This window comes from Rhizobium leguminosarum, assembly GCF_002953715.1.
Lineage (GTDB): Bacteria > Pseudomonadota > Alphaproteobacteria > Rhizobiales > Rhizobiaceae > Rhizobium > Rhizobium leguminosarum_V.
Window position 1 is genome coordinate 4,345,833 of the sequence record NZ_CP025012.1, and the last position, 14,655, is coordinate 4,360,487.

14 protein-coding genes and 1 riboswitch are annotated in these 14,655 nt (G+C 61.4%); of the genes, 2 read left to right on the forward strand and 12 right to left on the reverse strand.

Annotated elements, in window-relative coordinates:
* Nucleotides 1-4: 4 nt before the first annotated feature.
* The 6 genes from CUJ84_RS21580 to epmA all read right to left on the reverse strand — a co-directional run bounded on the left by CUJ84_RS21580 (nt 5) and on the right by epmA (nt 5,709).
* Nucleotides 5-997, reverse strand: a complete 993-nt coding sequence (locus tag CUJ84_RS21580) for a DUF1839 family protein (protein WP_199788744.1) — start codon at nt 995-997, stop codon at nt 5-7.
* Entirely contained in the window at nt 988-1,896 is a 909-nt protein-coding gene (locus tag CUJ84_RS21585; RefSeq protein ID WP_025396393.1) for an amino acid--[acyl-carrier-protein] ligase, read from the reverse strand. Before CUJ84_RS21585 ends, CUJ84_RS21580 begins: the two co-directional genes overlap by 10 nt.
* A gap of 5 nt (nt 1,897-1,901) precedes the next feature.
* On the reverse strand, nt 1,902-3,083 hold the full coding sequence (locus CUJ84_RS21590; RefSeq protein WP_105007685.1) for an acyl-CoA dehydrogenase family protein: 1,182 nt from the start codon (nt 3,081-3,083) through the stop codon (nt 1,902-1,904).
* The gene (locus CUJ84_RS21595) at nt 3,083-3,334 is read right to left on the reverse strand and encodes an acyl carrier protein (protein WP_105007686.1); all 252 of its coding nucleotides are present in this window, start codon (nt 3,332-3,334) and stop codon (nt 3,083-3,085) included. The genes CUJ84_RS21590 and CUJ84_RS21595 overlap by 1 nt, the downstream gene beginning before the upstream one ends.
* 264 nt (nt 3,335-3,598) lie before the next feature.
* Complete coding sequence (locus CUJ84_RS21600) at nt 3,599-4,651, reverse strand: lysine-2,3-aminomutase-like protein (RefSeq protein ID WP_105007687.1); 1,053 nt, start codon at nt 4,649-4,651, stop codon at nt 3,599-3,601.
* A complete protein-coding gene (gene epmA / locus CUJ84_RS21605; protein WP_105007688.1) occupies nt 4,648-5,709 on the reverse strand; it encodes an EF-P lysine aminoacylase EpmA in 1,062 nt (353 codons plus the stop codon). Before epmA ends, CUJ84_RS21600 begins: the two co-directional genes overlap by 4 nt.
* A 148-nt stretch (nt 5,710-5,857) precedes the next feature.
* Between epmA and efp the strand changes: the two genes are divergently transcribed.
* Nucleotides 5,858-6,427: an elongation factor P gene (efp, locus tag CUJ84_RS21610; RefSeq protein ID WP_018244036.1), complete on the forward strand. Its 570-nt coding sequence runs from the start codon at nt 5,858-5,860 to the stop codon at nt 6,425-6,427.
* Between the two features lie 78 nt (nt 6,428-6,505).
* Here the strand turns inward: efp and CUJ84_RS21615 are convergent, their stop codons facing one another.
* From CUJ84_RS21615 to metA, 6 genes are all read right to left on the reverse strand, one after another.
* Nucleotides 6,506-7,234, reverse strand: a complete 729-nt coding sequence (locus CUJ84_RS21615) for an SIS domain-containing protein (RefSeq protein ID WP_105007689.1) — start codon at nt 7,232-7,234, stop codon at nt 6,506-6,508.
* Between the two features lie 17 nt (nt 7,235-7,251).
* The gene (gene nagA / locus CUJ84_RS21620; RefSeq protein WP_105007690.1) at nt 7,252-8,403 is read right to left on the reverse strand and encodes an N-acetylglucosamine-6-phosphate deacetylase; all 1,152 of its coding nucleotides are present in this window, start codon (nt 8,401-8,403) and stop codon (nt 7,252-7,254) included.
* Nucleotides 8,403-9,434: an SIS domain-containing protein gene (locus CUJ84_RS21625; protein WP_105007691.1), complete on the reverse strand. Its 1,032-nt coding sequence runs from the start codon at nt 9,432-9,434 to the stop codon at nt 8,403-8,405. The genes nagA and CUJ84_RS21625 overlap by 1 nt, the downstream gene beginning before the upstream one ends.
* The gene (locus tag CUJ84_RS21630; RefSeq protein WP_105007692.1) at nt 9,431-10,204 is read right to left on the reverse strand and encodes a GntR family transcriptional regulator; all 774 of its coding nucleotides are present in this window, start codon (nt 10,202-10,204) and stop codon (nt 9,431-9,433) included. Before CUJ84_RS21630 ends, CUJ84_RS21625 begins: the two co-directional genes overlap by 4 nt.
* A gap of 131 nt (nt 10,205-10,335) precedes the next feature.
* Nucleotides 10,336-11,358, reverse strand: coding sequence for an aldose epimerase family protein (locus tag CUJ84_RS21635; RefSeq protein WP_105008271.1), 1,023 nt, complete (start codon nt 11,356-11,358; stop codon nt 10,336-10,338).
* A gap of 225 nt (nt 11,359-11,583) precedes the next feature.
* Nucleotides 11,584-12,507 (reverse strand): homoserine O-acetyltransferase MetA, encoded by a 924-nt coding sequence (gene metA, locus CUJ84_RS21640; RefSeq protein WP_027682436.1) that lies wholly within the window; start codon nt 12,505-12,507, stop codon nt 11,584-11,586.
* A 47-nt stretch (nt 12,508-12,554) separates the two neighbouring features.
* Nucleotides 12,555-12,632, reverse strand: a riboswitch (SAM riboswitch).
* A gap of 112 nt (nt 12,633-12,744) precedes the next feature.
* On the opposite strand from metA, the gene CUJ84_RS21645 reads away from it, so the two are divergent.
* Nucleotides 12,745-14,634: an ABC transporter ATP-binding protein/permease gene (locus CUJ84_RS21645; RefSeq protein ID WP_174826394.1), complete on the forward strand. Its 1,890-nt coding sequence runs from the start codon at nt 12,745-12,747 to the stop codon at nt 14,632-14,634.
* The last annotated feature ends 21 nt before the right edge of the window (nt 14,635-14,655 follow it).

The following is a 14,655-nucleotide window of genomic DNA, read 5'->3' on the forward strand; positions in this document are numbered from 1 at the left end:
GGCCTCAGATTCGCCCCGCAAGCGACGCCATCATGGAATCCCATGCATCGGCGGCCGGATCAAGTGCTGCCTGCAACGGCTCGAACTTCCTGCGGGTGACGGCGCGGGCAAGCTGGAACTGCACCGATTTCGCCACCTCCGAAATGCGCCTGGCATGCTCGGCGGCGGCCGCGAATTCATCCGGGGAGAGCCAGGTGAGATGATCGGCTGCCAGCTCGAAATTGGCGCCGACCTGGCGAAGCGTGTTGAAAGCGTATTTGTGGAAGAAGCCGAACGGCCGTTCCGCCACCGCCTCGACCTGTTGCGGAAAAACGCTTGCAAAGGCGCGGATCGGGTTTTCGCGGGGACGCCTGATGAAGTGAAAGCCGGCCAGCCGCCGCGCGGTCGAACGCAGATGCGCTACATCAGCCGGTTTTTCCGGGAATCGGGCAAATTCCGTGTAGGGCAGGAACGGCGGGTCGTTTTCCGTCAGTTGCAGCTGGAACAAACCGTCAAAATCTTCGCCTTCGAGACGGAAATAACCGGCATTGTGGAAATAATCGACGCGCTTGGCCGCAACGTCCAGCCGGTTGATTGCGACCGTCGTCTTGCCGTGCTCCTGCCGGTAGGCGGTGCCACGGGTATCCGGCATGTAGAAGGAATCCATTTCGATCAGGCAGAGACGGCCCCGCGCGATCTGAACCTCAACATGGCGTTCGACACGGTCGTAGATGGCAAGCTCGGTCGCACGAATGCCGTAGAGCGCTTCGAGATCCTCGAGCGGCACCTTGAAGAAGGTAAACTGGTCGCCCTCGAAATCCTGCGTCAGGGTAAAACCCAGCATCGCCTCTGGCGCAACGCCTGATGTCGCCAGAACCTCGATCCAGAGATCGACATAGCAATTGGTTTCCGGCCAGGCGCGCTCGCCGGAATGCAGCGCATGCGCCCGGTAGGTTTCCGGGTCGATTCCCGAAAATACCCCCGAAAATAGCGATGTCATCGATTTGCTCAGCCCCACAACGCTTTCCGTACGCTGGCCGGCCATTGCTTCACATCGAGCCCATGATGATGGAAGAGGGCAAGGGCGATGCGCTCCAGTCCGAAGCCGACGCAGGCGGTGTGTGCGACACTGCCGTCTTCGAGATTGAGACCCCATTTCGTGCCGAAGGCATCCTGATGGTAGTTGAAGCTCATGCAGGCGGTCGGATTGGCAGCCGAGGTGATCGGGATCAGCAGCTCGAACTTCAGGTTCTGGTCGCGCTGATTATTGGCGAGCATCTTGCCGGCGCGGCCGAAGAACGGATCATTGGCGACGTCGATCGTCACGTCGAGACCGACAGCCTTCATCATCTCGACGCCGCGATCCATCCAGCGCTGGCGGAAATCGGTGACGTGCAGCTCGGTGCCCATGCAGACATATTCACGCATGCGGAACAACTGCTGGCGGGCCGGGTCTTTCGACGGCTCATGGCGGAAGCAATAGGATTGCAGGTCGAAGAGGCCGCCCGTCTTCGGCAGGTTGCCGCGTTTGGCAATCGTCGGATAGAGCGGATAGCAGGCAGCCGGCGTCAGCACGATGTCGGTCGCCTCCTGCCCCTTGGTCCAGTCTTCGCCGACTTCCATGCATTGCAGCAGGCTGACATGATCGAGCTCGCTGCCGCAGAAGCTGTGCACCGTGCCGGCGAGCTGTGGAAAGCTCTTCATATAGCCGCTCTTTTCGAAGAAGGCGCGATTCATGCCGGGCGGAAAGCGCATGGCTTCGGCACCATCGGCGCCGCCGAACGTGTCGATCAGGCGCTCGAAGGCAGCGATCACGTCTTCGAACTGGCCGCTACGGCCGTAGAGCCCGTCGATGCCGGTATCGATCAGCAGACCGGATTCGAAAAGCCGGTCCAGAAACGAGGTCTGCATATCCATGACTGTCACCCCAGTAGGCTAGTGTCCTGCTTATGGACAAGAAGCATGCTCGACGTGTTGCCGAGGATGCGGTCATTTGAGATCATGAGCTGTGCGGAATGCGCGTCGCGCAGATGGCGTCCGAGGCTGAAGGGCGTGCCGTTCTTGTAGCCCATGATGCCGCAGATCAGCATGGCATGGTTGACGATCTCCAGGATCGTCTCGGACGAGGCGATTTTGACGTTGTTCATCGCCACCGCAAATCCCATCGAAGACAGCCTGTCGGCATCGGCCTTGGCATCCTCATAGGCCTTGAGTCCGGCAACCACGTTGGATTTCACCATCTGCAGCAGGTTCGAAACCTCGGCAAGGCGCAGCGCGCCCGGCGGCTGGGAATCCGGCGCCTTGCGGGCGGCGGCGCGCACGAAAGCCTGGGCGCGCACAACGGCATCGACGGCGATGCCGTACCAGACGCCGCTCCACAAGAGGTGCGAGGAGGCAAGCATGGATTGCGCCGCGATCTCCGCGAAAGGCTTCGGCAGGATCTGATGGGCCGGCGCTTCACCCTTGAACAGGAAGCCGTCGGAGCAGGTTCCGCGCATGCCGAGCGTATTCCAGACATGCGTTTTCTCGAGCGTGTACTGGTCCTTGAGGAAGGCCGTCAGCACCTGATCGGAGGAAGCCGCCTGCGCGTGGGCACGCGAGGTGATGAGAATGGCGTCGGCATGCGAGCCATAGGAAATGACGGTCGCATCCTTTTCGAGACGGCACATGTCGCCATCGACCTCGACCGCACAGATGCTGTTGCGCAGGTTTCCGCCGATACCGCCTTCGGTGGTGGCGGATGCGATCAACAGCTGCTCGGCGGCGATGCGGCGCATGAAACCGCGATGCCATTCGCTGTCGGCGCCGTGTTCAACGAGGCTCGACAGCTTGATGTGATGCATGGCGAAGACCATGGCGCTTGCGGCGCAAACCTGGCCGAGCAGCGAGCACAATTCGGCGATCTCGGTGATCGAGGCGGATTCGCCGCCGAGATGGCGCGGCACCTGGATGCCGAGCAGCCTTTCGGCCTTCAACGCATCCACGGCTTCTCGGGGGAAACGGGCTTCAGCATCGACGGCATCCGCGTGCTTCGCAGCGATTTCGGCGACGCGGGCCACCCTTGCGACAAGACCGTCCTGCATGATCTTGACGGGGAAATTCATCACGCGACCTTCCGGCTGTCCCGGATGAGATCGACGGTCCTGGCGATGGCCGAGATGCTCGCGAAGGATTTGCGGTTCAGGAGATTGTCGGGAAATTCGATGTCGAAGGCCTCTTCGAGGCCAAGCATCAACTGCACAGAAGCAAAGGACGTCAAACCTGCCGCATAAAGATCGGCGTCGTCGGCGACCTGGTCGATCGACCCAGGAAGCTTGCCGAATTTGGCTATGAGGTCGCGGATTGCCTTATTCATCCCATCACTCCAAGATTCTCATGATCCCGAACCGGCGTTCATCGCCTTGTCATGAGCGTTCTTTTAGTGCGGAAAACAGAACATTCCGCTAATTAATTGAGTTAAATATGACTGAGGCTCACAGTTAGGATTTTAGCGATCCTTCCCGCACTGTCGCAAATAACAATTTTATATCAATGACTTAAGATAATTTCGACGCTGCGACACACTCTGGTTTCTGGAGTGGCGAGTACAGAAATGACACGCAAAACGCCGCCTTTTGTCTTAATCGGTGGGCGGATAGGAATGCTCGCCACCGCGATAATCGGTGACGGAATAACATCCGTCGCCTGTCGCCCTGATCGCGCTCCCACTGACGACGGCCTTGCCGTGACCGCCTGGGATATCGAGGATGTAGGCCGGCTGGCAGAGCCCGGAAATCCGCCCGCGCAGCGCCGCGATGATCTCCTGCCCCTCTTCGATCGTCACTCTGAAATGACTGGTGCCGGGCGCCAGATCCGGATGATGCAGGTAATAGGGTTTGACGCGGATCTCGACGAAAGCCTTCATCAATTCCGCAAGCACGGCGGGATCGTCGTTGACGTCCTTGAGCAGCACCGACTGGCTGACCATGGCGATGCCGGCATCGACGAGGCGGCCGCAGGCCGCCCGCGCTTCCGGCGTCAGTTCGCGCGGATGATTGGCGTGCAGCGCCACATAGACCGTCTTGCCGCTTGCCCTCAGCGCGTCGATCAGCGCCGCATCAATCTTCTCGGGATCGACGACCGGAACGCGCGTGTGGAAACGCACGATCTTCACATGCGCGATCCCGGCAAGCGCCTCCATGATCTCGTGGAGCCGGCGCGGCGAAAGCACCAGCGGATCGCCGCCGGTGAGGATGACCTCCCAGATCTCCTCGTGACCGCGGATATAATCGAAAGCGGCTTGCATCGCCGCGGCATCGAGCGTGCCGAGGCCCTGTGGCCCGACCATTTCGCGCCGGAAGCAGAAGCGGCAATAGACCGGGCAGACATGCACGGCCTTGAGCAACACACGATCGGGATAGCGGTGAACGATGCCTTCGACGGGGCTGTGGGCATGATCGCCGATCGGATCGGCGCGTTCTTCTGGGGCAACCGTGAGTTCGGCTGCATCAGGCACGAATTGCCGAGCGATCGGATCACCGGGATCGGTGCGGTCGATGAGCTTGCTGATCGCAGGCGTCAGCGCAATCGCGTACCGCGCGGCAACCTCCTCGAGGGTTGCGCGATCGGCAGGCGCGATCAGCCCTGCCTTGACGAGATCATCGACGCTTTTGATCGGTTTGACGACATTCATCTTCCATACTCCGCAACCGGTGCCCAGAGCACCTGGTCGATGCGCGATGCTCCCGTTGCCAGCATCACCAACCGGTCGAAGCCGAGCGCGATGCCGCTTGCCTCAGGCATCAGCGCCAGTGCGGCGAGGAAATCCTCGTCGATCGGATAGGTCTCGCCGTAGATCCGGGCCTTCTCGGCCATTTCGATCTCGAAGCGTCGCCGCTGTTCGGCAGCGTTGGTCAGTTCGCCGAAGCCGTTCGCCAGCTCGACGCCGCAGGCATAGAGCTCGAAACGCTCGGCAACCCCGGGGTCGCGTGCCGAGGGGCGCGCAAGTGCCGCCTCCGAGATCGGATATTCGTCGAGGATGGTGATGCGGCCGAAGCCGAGATGCGGCTCGATCTTTTCGACCAGCACCCGGCTGAAGAGATCGGCCCAGCCGTCGTCATCGGCAACACGCATGCCGACGCGCCTGAGCTCGGCCGCCAGATGGTCGCGATCGGTCGAACCGTCGGCGGCGACCGAGGCGAGAAGATCGATGCCGGCATGGCGCTCGAACGCTTCGGCTACGCTGATCCGCTCCGGCCCGGCAAAGGGATCGCTCTCGGCGCCGCGATAGGCAAGCTTCCCGGTCTTTGCCGTCTCAGTCGCAAGCGCCAGGATCCGCACGCAATCCATCATCAGGCTCTCATAGCTTTCGCCGGCCCGATACCATTCGAGCATGGTGAATTCGGGATGGTGCAGCGGCCCACGCTCGCGATTGCGATAGACATGGGCAAAACACGAGATGCGTTTCTCGCCCGCCGCAAGCAGCTTCTTGCAGGCGAATTCCGGTGAGGTGTGCAGGTAAAATGGCGCCTTTTGCCCGTCCGTCGTCAGCGCTTCCGTGGCGAAGGCATGCAGATGTGCCTCATTGCCGGGAGAGACCTGCAGTACCGCCGTATCCACCTCGATGAAATCCTCGCGCGCGAAAAACCCGCGCAACGCCGCCTGGATCGCATTGCGCCCGATCAGGAACGGACGGCGGTCGGCATGCACGGACGGGGTCCACCAGGGGGACGCTTTCGCCGAAGAGTTCATTCCAAGCTTTCTTCGCCGGAGAAGCCGGTATGGGGGGTGGCTATTTCCCGGATTTTAGGTTAGTTGCGCCCCAAAGAAAAACATTTGCGTCTTCGGAGCGTCTCGGCAGTCATCTACGACGCCGAAAGCCGAGTTACAAGGAAGTCTTATGGTCAAGGTCATCGCCTCTTCGGTCCGCAAGGGCAACGTTCTCGATGTCGACGGCAAGCTCTACGTCGTTCTCACCGCCCAGAACTTTCATCCGGGCAAGGGCACGCCGGTCACCCAGGTCGACATGCGCCGCATCGTCGACGGCGTGAAGGTTTCCGAGCGCTGGCGCACCACCGAACAGGTCGAGCGCGCCTTCGTCGAAGACGTGAACCATCAGTTCCTCTACGAGGACGGCGAAGGCTTTCACTTCATGAACCCTGGAAACTACGATCAGGTCGTCGTCGATGTCGACACGATGGGTGACGACAAGGCTTATCTGCAGGAAGGCATGACCTGCGTTCTGTCAATGCATGAAGGCATTGCGCTGGCGATCCAGATGCCGCGCCACGTCACGCTCGAAATCATGGAGACGGAACCGGTCGTCAAGGGCCAGACGGCATCGTCTTCCTACAAGCCGGCCATGCTGTCGAACGGCGTGCGCACCCTGGTGCCGCCGCATATCAATGCCGGCACCCGCGTCGTCATCGCGACGGAAGACAATTCCTACGTCGAACGCGCCAAGGACTGATCCTGGCTTCAGCCTATCCAAGAGGCCGGCTCACGCCGGCCTTTTTTGTATCCGCGCCACACTATTCGGCATCACGCTCTAGAGATGCGGGTTGCGCGGCCGGTATTTCTTGACGAGCTTCTGGTTGATCTCGGCAGCGCCCGGCATGTTGGCGCTGAGATAAATTGGCGCATCGCCGGATTTCGAAAGCTCCGAGGCGACTTCGGCGAAGATCGCATTGATGACCGTCACCCCGACCGCCGTCGAGACTGGCCCAACCCGAAGCCCCGTGCCTTCGAGATCGACAACGGCGTCACCCGGTGGCAGCCCGTTGTCGAGCACCACATCGGCCACGTCGGCGAGCCGCCGGCGGCCATTGGCGATCGCGGAGGAATAGGCGATCGAAGTGATGGCAATCACCTTTGCGCCGATTTCGCGCGCATAGTCGGCGGCCTCGATCGGCGCGGCGTTCACGCCCGAATTGGAGGCGATGATGATGACATCGCCCGGCTGCATGCCGTAACGCTCCAGCATCGGCCGCACCAGGCCCTGCGTGCGCTCATAGACCGAACTGATGACCGCACCCTCGTGCAGCATGGCCGAGCCGACGAGCACCGGCACGGTGAAGGCGAGCCCGCCGGCACGATAGTGCACCTCTTCCGCCAGCATATGCGAATGGCCGGTGCCAAAGACATAGACGCGCTTGTCGCCGTGGGCGGCATCGAGGATGACGGCTGCTGCCTGCGCCATCGGCTCGGCAAGCGTCCGCTTGAGTTCTTCCAGCCGGCCGATCAGATTGGAGAAGTAGGCATCGGTGATATCAGTCATCCGGCTTATCCTTGATTTCAGGTCACTTCGCCGCTGAGCCAGGTGGCGGTGACGGCAAGCGCATCGGTGAGATGCACGAGATCGGCACGCGTACCCGGCGAGAGATGGCCGCGATCGGCAAGCCGGAGGAACCGGGCCGGATAAAGCGTCGCCATGCGCAAAGCCTCGGCGAGCGTCAGGTCGAGATAGGTGACGCCGTAACGGATCGTCGAGATCATGTCGACGTCGGAACCGGCCAGCGTGCCGTCGGACAGCACCAGCTTCGAGCAGAAGCCGCCCCTTTCGCGCCGGACCGTGCGCCCGTTCAGCGTGAACGAATCCTTCTCCGACCCGACGAGCGACATCGCATCGGTGACGAAAAACAGCTTGCCTTCGCCGCGTTTGGCGCGGAGCGCCGTGCGCAGGGCCTTCGGATCGACATGATGGCCATCGGCGATGATGCCGCACCAGGTCGAGGGATGATCGATCGCCGCACCGACGAGACCGGGCGCACGGTGTCCGAGCTGGCTCATGGCGTTGAAGAGATGCGTGACGCCCCGCGCGCCGGCATCGAAACGTTCTTCCGCCGCCTCGCTCGAACAATCGGAATGGCCGACGCTGATGGTGACGCCGGCTTCTGCAAGTTCGCGCACCTGGGCAACCGTCACCTGCTCGGCGGCCATGGTCACGAGCAGCGTGCCGATCGCCTCGCGCGCCCGGATGAAGGCCTTGACGTCGCGGTCCTCCACCGGTCGCATCAGCTCGGCCAGATGCGCTCCCTTCCTCGCAGGCGCCAGATGCGGACCTTCGAGATGCAGACCGGCGACGCCGCGGTTCGCCTTGACAGCCTCCTTGGCGGCCTCGATGGCGGCAATGGATGCTTCTGATGTATCGGTGATCAGCGTCGGCAGCAGCGACGTCGTGCCATAGGGCCGGTGCCCGCCGGCGATAATATCCATCGAGGCGGCGGAAGGCTCGTCGTTCAGCATCCGCCCGGCGCCGCCATTGACCTGCGCATCGATGAAACCGGCCGACAGAACGCCGCCTGCAAGTGTCACGACCTCGCCATCCGGCAGATCGTTTCTGGCACCGATCGCTTCGACGCGGCCATCGGCAACGATGAGCGCCTTGTCGCCATGGAAACGCTCGCCGTCGAAGATGCGGGCGCCGACGAAGATCTTGCGGACCATCAGACCGTCTCCGTCACCTTGAGCAGGTTCGCCGGCTTGTCGGGATCAAAGCCCTTGCGGCGCGTCACCGACTCGATCAGCCGGTAATAGACGAGCAGCGACACCAGCGGGTCGACGAGGCCGTTGCCCGTCGTCGGCACGCGCAGATGAACACCGGAAAGCGGCTGCGCCGAGAAGCCGACGGTGGTGGCGCCGAGCTTCTGCAGGCGCTCCAACGCCTGGACATTGTTGGCGAAGGCCGCATCGTCGGGTGCGAAGGCGACGATCGGGAAGCCCGGCTGCACCAGGCGCATGGGGCCGTGCATCAGTTCTGCCAGCGAGAAGGCCTCGGCATGTAGGCCGGAGGTTTCCTTGGCCTTCAGCGCCGCTTCGAGCGCGATCGCGAAGGCCGGGCCGCGGCCGGCTGTATAGAGAGAGGTCGCGTTGAACAGCACCTCCTCGGCTGCTGCCGTGTCGGTCCCGGCGGTCGCCGACAGTGCCGCCGGCAGCTTGTCGAGTGCGGCCTGCAGGTCGGACGCGCCGCCGATCGCAGCCGTCACGCCGGCAAGCGCGGCGACCGAGGCGATGAAGGATTTTGTCGCCGCGACGCTCTTTTCCGCGCCGGCATTGAGGCCGAGAACGATATCGGCCTGTTTCGCAAGCGGGCTGTCGGTAACGTTGACGACGGCGATCGTCGTCGCTCCGCCCTTCTTCGCCGCCTCCTGCAACGCGACGATATCGGGGCTGGCACCCGACTGCGAGACGGTGAAATGGACGCCGCCCTTCAGATGCAGCGCCGCACCATAGACGGAAGCGATCGACGGACCGACCGAGGCGACCGGAACGCCGCAGGTAATCTCGAAAAGATATTTGAAAAAGGTGGCGGCGTGGTCCGAGGAGCCGCGCGCCGCCGTCGTCACCACGCTCGGGCGGGCGGACGAAAACAGCCGGGCAATCTCGGCAAAGACCGGTTTTTCCTTTTCTAGAAGCGTGGCCACCACCTCTGGCGATTGGCCGGCTTCTTGCAGCATCAGTGACTGGTTGTCATTCATAGGTCATCTCCGATTCTCAATTCGGCTACGAAATCATAGGCATCGCCGCGATAATGCGAGCGGGTGTATTCGACGACGCGCTGGTCTTCCAGGCGCGAGACACGTTCGATCAGGAGCGCCGGCGCGCCCGATTTGACGTTCAGAATTGCGGCGGAGGACGGGTCGAGCGTGACCGCCGTCAGCCGCTGCAGCGCGCGCACGGGCCTGTGGCCGCTGGCCGTCAGCGCATCGTAGAGCGATCCCTCGCCACCGGCATCGTGCCCGAGGAACTTGATCGGCACCACGGCGCGTTCAATCGCCAGCGGCAGGCCGTCGGCAAGGCGCAAGCGGTCGAGTCTCAGCACCGGCTCGTCGCCGCCAAGGCCGAGCAGAAAGGATTCCTCCGGCGATGGCGTATTGACCGCCCGCGACAATATCCGTGCGGCCGGCAGACGCCCGCGTGAACGCATGTCGGCGGAGAAGGAGGAAAGCCGCCAGAGCGACTGTTCCATGCGCTCTACTCTGTTCGACACGAAAGTACCGCTTCCGTGGCGCGATTCCAGTGCGCCGGATGCCATCAGATCGCGATAGGCGGTGCGCACGGTCACACGGCCGAGCTTCAGAGCTTCGGCAAGGTCGCGCTCGCCCGGAAGTGCGGTGCCGGGCTTCAGCAGCCCTTCCTGAATGAGGCCGGTCAGCGTCTGCGCCAGCCGCTTGTAGAGCGGCCCGGTCAATGCCTTGTCACGCAGGCCGCGGCTGTTCAGTTCCGCTATCAGACTGGTTCTATCCATGGACACACAATAGAACCTATATAGAACCAATCGGCAAGACAGAATCGCGTGCCGAAAGAAAAAACCCTCGCCGGCGGGCCGTCGAGGGTTTCATAACGATCAAATTTGACAACCGTGCGTCCGCAGGGCGCTCAGTTCTTGGTGAAGATATAATCCGTCTCCTGGCGCAGCACTTCGCCGGGGCGCAGAACCGCATTCGGAAAACCTTGGTGATTGATGGCATCCGGCCAGACCTGCGTCTCCAGGCAGAAGCCGGCGAATGGACCGTATTTGCGCCCGCCGATGCCGGGAGCCCCGGTATCAAGCTTGAAGCCGGCATAGAATTGTACGCCTGGCTCGGTGCTGCGCACCTCCAGCGACACACCGGAATAAAGGCTGCGGGCAAGCGCGACGCTCCGTTTGGCGGTGCGCTCGCCGGACAGGCAGAAATTATGGTCGTAGAACACCTGTTCGCTGCCGACGAAACGCTTCATCGGCGCCATCTCGCGGAAATCGAATTCGGTGCCCTCGACGGAACGGATTTCGCCGGTCGGCACCTGCTTCTCATCGGTCGGCAGATAATGATCGGCGGCAATCATGATATCGTGGCCAAGCGCATCTTCGCGACCGTCGAGATTGAAATAGGCGTGCTGGCAAACATTGGCGAGCGTCGGCTGGTCGCTGGTCGATTCGTAGGTGACCGACAGTTCACCGTTGCCATGCACCCGGAAAGTCGCCTGGATGGTGCAATTGCCGGGATAGCCGGCGCGGCCATCGGGATCGACGATCTTCAGCACCACGCGCTCGATGTCATGTTCGACGATCGTCCAGTTGCGTTTGGCGATATTGTCGCTGCCGCCATGCAGATGCGTCACGCCGTTTTCATTCAGTTCGAGCTGATAGTCCTTGTCGTCAAGCGCAAACTTGCCGCCGCCGACGCGGTTGGCGCAGCGGCCGGGTGTCGCGCCGAAATAGGACGAATAGAGGGGGTAGCTGTCGAAATCGTCAAAGCCGAGTTGCAGCGGCGCGTCATGTCCCTCGAGGCGCAGATCCTGGATGACCGCACCCCAGGTTATGATCTTGGCCGTCAGTCCACCGCCCCTGATCACGACGCGATAAACGGTCTCGCCCGCTTTCGTCTGCCCGAAAACGTCCCGTTCCAACTTATCCGACATCATTGACCGTCCATTCTATCCCTGCTGCAAATTCCTCAATTCGGAATCGATTTGAGGAATTTGCAGCGATTCAAAGTGTGCATTGCACGTCCGATGAAGACGCGCGGTGTGGTAGGGTTCAGGACAGGAACCTGCCCGCATTTGCTTCAATCCGCAACCGGCGGATCGGAAAGAAAATGCCGCAGCGGTGATGCGGCGGCCGGCTCGAGGGGCGATCGGCAACGGTCAGAGGTCCGTGCCGATCTCTTCCACATCAAAGGGCGTCGTCTGGTAGATTTCGTTGATCCAGTTGCCGAACAAGAGATGCGCATGGCTGCGCCAGCGGTTCTGCGGCGCAAGCGCCGGATCGTTATGCGGGAAGTAATTGTGCGGCATCTTGATCGGCACGCCGGTATTGACGTCGCGGAAATACTCGTCGGAAAGCGAGGTGGAATCATATTCGACATGGTTGAACATGTAGAGCCGCCGGCCTCTCTTCTCGTGCACGAGGCACACACCCATCTCGGCTGATTCCATCAGGATCTCCAGGCTTTCGGATTTCTCGATATCGGCGCGACGCACTTCGGTCCAGCGCGACACCGGCACTTCGAAATTGTCGGAAAAGCCGTTGAGATAGATCGAGGAAGGTTTCAGGTTCCGGTGACGGTAGACCCCGAAGGCCTTCTCTTTCAGCTCGTATTTCGGAACGCCGTGAAAATGATAGATCGCCGCCATCGCGCCCCAGCAGACGTTCATCGTCGAATGGACATTCGTTTCCGTCCAGTCGAGAATCTCCTGCATCTCCGGCCAATAGGTGACGTCCTCATAGGGCAAAAGCTCGATCGGCGCCCCAGTGATGATGAAGCCGTCGAACTTGCGGTGTTTTACCTCCTCCCAGGTCTGGTAGAAGGCAAGCAGATGATCCTCGGACGTGTTTTTCGCCTTATGGCCGCCGATGCGGATGAGCGACAGTTCCACCTGCAGCGGCGAGGCGCCGACGAGACGCGCCATCTGCAGTTCGGTCTTGATCTTGTTCGGCATGAGGTTGAGCAGCCCGATCTGCAACGGTCGGATATCCTGACGGATCGCCAACGTCTCGGTCATCACCCGCACACCTTCCTGAACCAGGGTTTCGAAGGCGGGCAGCGTATCGGGGATCTTGATGGGCATAGCGGTCACTCGATCAAAAACAAAAACCGGCGGCGAAAAAAATCGCTACCGGTCCGCACGCGGCCCTTTAGCGACTTTTTTAACGTGGCTGCAAGCCGGCCGGCCAAATCACCACGGAGCGCTTTAATTAGACCCAGTCGGGTCGCGAATCAACTGTCGACTGCAGTCAAGTGACCTCTGCTGCATCATCACAGTTTAATGAATGATAGAATCTGTTGATAGACCCGTAACGCCACCATGTTATTTATAGGGGCATGGGCGATTTGGAAAAGCGTAATGGCAGATAAGATCGAGGGGAGGCCGGGCATCCGGAGGCAGGATAGGGTAGGGTATGATTTCAGCCTGACATATCGCCTCGGCGTCATGTTCTCAGCATTCTGGAATTCGGAAGTACGTGGCAGGGTGCTGTTTCTGGCGACCGTGCTGATCCTCGTTATCCTGGCGACGTCCTACGGCCAGGTCATCTTGAACGAGTGGAATGCGCCCTTCTATGACTCGCTGGAGCGCCGCGACCTCGGCGAATTCTTCCACCAACTCGAAATCTTTGCGATGATCGCCGGCACACTGCTGCTGCTCAACGTGCTGCAGGCCTGGCTGAACCAGATGACGGCGCTCTATATGCGCGAAGGCCTGTCACGCGATCTCGTCGACCAGTGGCTGAAGCGCAAGCGGGCGCTGCGGCTCGCTTCCAGCGGCCTGATCGGCGTCAATCCGGACCAGCGTCTGCACGAGGATTCCCGCAACCTTGCCGAAAGCACGACAGGGCTGGTTCTCGGCCTGCTGCAGTCGACCATTCTTCTGGTGAGCTTCATCGGCGTTCTCTGGGAGCTTTCGAGCGGCTTCATCTTCCGCATCAGCGGCCATAGCTTCTCCATTCCGGGCTACATGGTCTGGGCGGCGATTTTCTATGCCGCTTCTGCCTCGGTGCTGAGCCAGGTCGTCGGTCGCAAGCTGGTCAAGCTCAATGCCGACCGCTTTTCGAAGGAGGCCGAGCTTCGCTTCACGCTGATGCATGCCAATGAGAACATGCCGGCGATCACCGTCGCCCGCGGCGAGGAGAACGAGCGCCGGCGCATCAACACCGATATCAGCTCGGTGCTGACAGTCGTCAAGCGGCTTGCCATGGCCAATACCAATCTCACCTGGGTTTCGGCCGGTTATGGCTGGCTGGTGCTCGTCATCCCGATCATCGTGGCCGCCCCCGCTTATTTCTCCGGCGGTCTCACCCTCGGCCAGTTGATGATGTCCGTCGGTGCCTTCAACCAGGTCAACACGGCGCTGCGCTGGTATGTCTCCAATTTCGGCCCGATCGCCGAATGGCGCGCCACGCTGATGCGCGTCACCGATTTCCGCCAGGCGCTGGTCGACATGGAAGAGGACGTCGACCTCAAGGACAGCATCGCCTATGAAAACGCCGCGCCCGACACGCTGACGCTGAAGGACGTGGTGATCGTCGCCAAGATCGGCGAAGACATCGAGGAATGCGGCGGTTTCCGTCTGCGTGAAACCAATGTCGTGATCAAGGCCGGCGAAAAAATCATGATCAACGGCGATCACAGCGTCAATCGCAAGCTGCTCTTCCAGGCGATGGCCGGCCTCTGGCCGTGCGGCAGCGGCACGATAGGCCTGCCGCCAATCGACGACATGCTCTTTGTTCCCCAGCTCGCCTATGTCCCCGGCGGCTCACTGCGCGAGGCGCTGGCCTTTCCCGAACGTCCCGAAGCCTACGAGAAAGCCGCCGTCGAGGCGGCCCTCGACAAGGTTGGTCTCCATTCGCTGATCGCAAGGCTCGAAACCCGCGCCCGCTGGGACAAGCTGCTCGACAGCGACCAGCAGAAAGCGATCGGATTTGCCCGCCTCCTACTCGTGCGCCCGCGCTGGATCATCTTCGACGAAGTGCTGGAAGGCATGGAGCCGGAATTGCAGGAAACAATGGCCAAACTGCTCACCTTGATGCCCGAAAGCGGCATGATCTATATCGGCCGCTCCGAGGCCTTTCTCGAGGCGCTGAAGCCGCGCGTGCTGCATCTGCAGGCGCTGCCGTCAGCATCCGAGGAGTCGCCTGTCGTCCAGACCGGCGCCAGCGCCAGTGCGGGCGCTGCCGCCGTGCCCGCACCGGCGCTTTAATGCATGCCGCCCAAAAAGTGT

Coding starts and splice junctions, on each gene's coding strand:
- nagA (WP_105007690.1), bottom strand. CDS start 8,403: ATGGTCCGCAAGATCTTCGTCGGCGCCCGCATCTTCGACGGCGAGCGT.
- CUJ84_RS21625 (WP_105007691.1), bottom strand. CDS start 9,434: ATGAATGACAACCAGTCACTGATGCTGCAAGAAGCCGGCCAATCGCCA.
- efp (WP_018244036.1), top strand. CDS start 5,858: ATGGTCAAGGTCATCGCCTCTTCGGTCCGCAAGGGCAACGTTCTCGAT.
- metA (WP_027682436.1), bottom strand. CDS start 12,507: ATGCCCATCAAGATCCCCGATACGCTGCCCGCCTTCGAAACCCTGGTT.
- CUJ84_RS21590 (WP_105007685.1), bottom strand. CDS start 3,083: ATGAATTTCCCCGTCAAGATCATGCAGGACGGTCTTGTCGCAAGGGTG.
- CUJ84_RS21635 (WP_105008271.1), bottom strand. CDS start 11,358: ATGTCGGATAAGTTGGAACGGGACGTTTTCGGGCAGACGAAAGCGGGC.
- CUJ84_RS21585 (WP_025396393.1), bottom strand. CDS start 1,896: ATGGATATGCAGACCTCGTTTCTGGACCGGCTTTTCGAATCCGGTCTG.
- CUJ84_RS21615 (WP_105007689.1), bottom strand. CDS start 7,234: ATGACTGATATCACCGATGCCTACTTCTCCAATCTGATCGGCCGGCTG.
- CUJ84_RS21600 (WP_105007687.1), bottom strand. CDS start 4,651: ATGAATGTCGTCAAACCGATCAAAAGCGTCGATGATCTCGTCAAGGCA.
- CUJ84_RS21595 (WP_105007686.1), bottom strand. CDS start 3,334: ATGAATAAGGCAATCCGCGACCTCATAGCCAAATTCGGCAAGCTTCCT.
- CUJ84_RS21630 (WP_105007692.1), bottom strand. CDS start 10,204: ATGGATAGAACCAGTCTGATAGCGGAACTGAACAGCCGCGGCCTGCGT.
- epmA (WP_105007688.1), bottom strand. CDS start 5,709: ATGAACTCTTCGGCGAAAGCGTCCCCCTGGTGGACCCCGTCCGTGCAT.
- CUJ84_RS21645 (WP_174826394.1), top strand. CDS start 12,745: ATGTTATTTATAGGGGCATGGGCGATTTGGAAAAGCGTAATGGCAGAT.